2 protein-coding genes and 2 pseudogenes are annotated in these 3,145 nt (G+C 73.2%); all 4 read right to left on the bottom strand.

Annotated elements, in window-relative coordinates; translation table 11 throughout:
• Positions 1–255: pseudogene (locus G7A99_RS15885) on the bottom strand (hypothetical protein); the annotation flags it as partial.
• The gene (locus G7A99_RS15880; RefSeq protein ID WP_163141900.1) at positions 256–1,788 is read right to left on the bottom strand and encodes an ExeA family protein; all 1,533 of its coding nucleotides are present in this window, start codon (positions 1,786–1,788) and stop codon (positions 256–258) included.
• Positions 1,789–1,960: 172 nt separating this feature from the next.
• Positions 1,961–2,872, bottom strand: a complete 912-nt coding sequence (locus G7A99_RS15875) for a DMT family transporter (RefSeq protein ID WP_018716323.1) — start codon at positions 2,870–2,872, stop codon at positions 1,961–1,963.
• Between the two features lie 16 nt (positions 2,873–2,888).
• A pseudogene (locus G7A99_RS15870) lies at positions 2,889–3,145 on the bottom strand (hypothetical protein); the annotation flags it as partial.

Raw genomic sequence — 3,145 nt, 5'->3', positions numbered from 1 at the left:
CCGCCCGTCCACGGCCGCATCCGCCAGCAGCGACTCGCCGACCGGGCCGGTCACCGGTGGGACCGGTGCCGGGGTGGGGCGGGTTGCCAGATAGGCCGCGATGGCCAGCGCGACGATCCCCGCCGCGGTGGTGGCCAGCACGGGCGTTACAGCCGGCCGGCGGGGGCGCACGGGTGGCGGCGGTGTGTGGCCCCCCGGCCCGTCGCCGTGCCGTTCGGACTCGGAGCGCCGAAGGGCATCCAGGATATAGGACATTCAGCCCTCCCCGCTCTCGGTTTCGCGCAGGTAGAACAGGGTCACCGCATCCAGCCGCCCGGTGACGGGCAGCCCGAGCTGGTGCTGGTAGTCACGCAGCTGCGCCGCCAGTGCCGGATCGAAGCGCGTGGCCAGGTCCGGCGGTGCCGGGGTGTGCAGCCGTCCGCGCAGCCAGCGTACGGACTCGCCGTCGTCGCCGGGGCCCGCCGGCAGCGGGGTAAGCCCGGGCGGGCGCCAGACCACCAGGGCGTCACCGGTCCACAGCGGCAGCAGTGCCGTGCGTGAGGCGGGGTGCGTGGTGTTGCCCCGGCGGAGTGTCGCGCCGGCGGAGGTGACGCCCTCGGCGAGGACGCTGCCGGCGCGGCCGTCCTCGTGCAGCTCCAGCAGGGCCGGACGGCGGAGCCGGGCGAGCGCCGGCCAGTCCGCGGCGAAGTGCAGGCAGGCGTAGCCGGCCAGCCGGGCCCGGGCGCATCCCGCCGGGCCGCCGCCGTCGCCCCGGTCCGCGGCGATGCCCATGCGCGCGAGTAGCGCGTTCACCGCGTCATCGGCACGGGTGTAGGCCGCTGTGGCGACAACCTTCGCCGGGTCCTCCAGGCGGGGCGGGGCGTGTTCCCGGTCATGGGCGAGGAACGGCCACACCACGGCGACCGACGCGAGTACGGTGGCGATGGCCGCGGCGGGCCACTGCCAGGCACTGTCGTGCTCGTGGCCGAGCTCCAGGGCGGCCTGGCGCACGAGCCCCCGGCCGATGCGCCGCCGCCCCCGGGCATAGCCGCCGAGCAGGGCACGGTCGGCGATCACGTTGATCAGCCGGGGAATGCCCCCGCTCGCCTCGTGCAGGGCGCGCACGGCGCCCTCCGTGAACAGGCCGGGATCGCCGCCGGCGGCGCTGAGGCGGTGGCGGACGTAGGCGCGGGTCTCGCCGCGCTCGAAGGAGCGGAGGTGGTAGCGTGCGGTGATGCGCTGCGCGACCTGGCGCATGTCCGTTCGCGCGAGGGTCGCGGCCAGCTCGGGCTGCCCCACGAGCAGGATCTGCAGGAGCTTCTCGTGGCGGGTTTCCAGGTTGGTGAGAAGCCGCAGTTGCTCCAGCACTGCTGCCGGCAGCGTCTGTGCCTCGTCAACCAGCAGTACCGTGGTGCGCCCCCGGGCGTGGGCGTCGAGCAGCCGGCGGTTGAGCTGGGCAACCAGTGCGGTCGCGTCCGCGTCTGGCTCAGGCGTTTCACCGAGTTCGCGCAGCACCGCGGCGACGAAGCCCTCGGTCGACTCCGCCGGGCGGTACAGCCAGGCGGTGTCCACGTCCCCCGGCAACCGCTCCAGCAGGGCGCGGGCGAGCAGGGTCTTGCCGGTGCCGACCTCGCCGGTGAGCAGCACGAAACCGGTGCGTTCGCGCACGCCGTAGACCAGGTGCGCGAGGGCCTCGCGGTGGGCCCGGCCCAGGAAGAGGAAGCCCGGATCGGGAGGCAGCGCGAACGCGCGGCCGTGAAGTCCGTAGGCGGCCTCGTACATGCGTTCTTCGCCCTCCGTCCCCGCCACGGGCCGGTGCCCGTCCACAGCGCCGCCGCCGGGCGTCGCGCCTCATCCCTGAAGCATACTACGCGCCGGCCCGGCGGCACTGTCGCTCTTCAGCGCGCCAGCCCGTCTCGTCGGCCGGGGCGAGGTTCACACCGGTATGTCGTGGCCGGCGGTGCCGGTGCCCGGAGTCAGTTCAGTCTTCGGTGGGCGTACGTGTGGCGAGGTAGAGGCCGACGAGGATGAACGCGCCGCCGACACCGTGGAATGCCGCTAGCCCCTCGCCGAGGAACAGCCAGGAAAGCCCGGCCGCGAATACCGGAATGAGGTAGAGGAACATCGCCGAGTTCGACGGGCCGACGCGGCGTACGCCCAGGTTCCAGCACGAGAACGCGATGAGCCCCGGAAAGATCGCGACGTAGAGGAACGGCAGTGCCAGTGCCGGGCGCATGGCAAAGCCGCCGCCGAGGGCGAGCTCCAGCAGGTAGAACGGCAGGATCACGGGCACGCCGAAGAGGATCTGCGCGGTGAGGAAGGTGCGCGCCGAGACCGGCACGGGGTGGCGGCGCATGAGCACGGAGAACAGCCCCCAGCAGGAGACCGCCGCGACCATGAGCAGGTCGCCGGGCTGGAAGTCCAGGTCGAGCAGCCTTGCCGGGTTGCCCTGGGTGATCACGATCAGGATGCCGCACAGCGCGGCGGCGATGCCGGCCGCCTGGCCCCCGCGCATGCGCGCGCCAAGGAGTACCCAGGCGAGCAGGGCCACGATGATGGGCAGCGTGGAGTTGAGCAGCGCGATGTTCACCGCCGTGGTGGTGGTCGCGGCGAGGTAGAGCAGGGTGTTGAACGCCCCCACGCTGAGCGCGGCGATGGGCAGCATGGCGCGCCAGTGTGCGCGTACCACCGGCCACTCCCGGCGCAGCGGGCGCAGGCCGAAGGGCAGGACGATCACCAGAGCCAGCACCCAGCGCCAGAACGCCAGCGCCAGGGGCGGGATGGTGTCCACCACGCCGCGGGCGACCACGGCGTTGCCCGCCCAGAAGGCGGCGGTGAGGACGAGTCCGGTATAGGCCGTGACGAGGCCGCGGGTGCTGTAGGCGTCGCTCATGACTGACGGGTGGATCCTAGAGTTGCTGGCAGATGGTGCGCACGGTGCGCCGCAGCCACTGGCTCGCCTGGTCGGTTTCGGTGTTGGCGTGCCAGTACTGGCTGACCGGCGCCTCCTTGAGGGACAGCGGCGGTGGCAGCAGCCGCAGTCCGCCCATTCCGGCAAACGCCTGCGCGGCGCGCCAGGGTATCGTGGCGACGAGGTCGGTGGCGGCCACGATGGGGGCCACGGACAGGAAGCTCGGGACCACCGCGGCGACCGTGCGGGAGAGGT

Source organism: Arhodomonas sp. KWT, from assembly GCF_010993615.1.
Note: the sequence above shows the minus strand (reverse complement) of the source record. Positions and strands in the feature narration are given on the sequence as shown.

What these genes read in the sequence shown, in the direction of transcription:
- G7A99_RS15875 (WP_018716323.1), bottom strand. Translation starts at nt 2,872, where the DNA reads ATGAGCGACGCCTACAGCACCCGCGGCCTCGTCACGGCCTATACCGGA.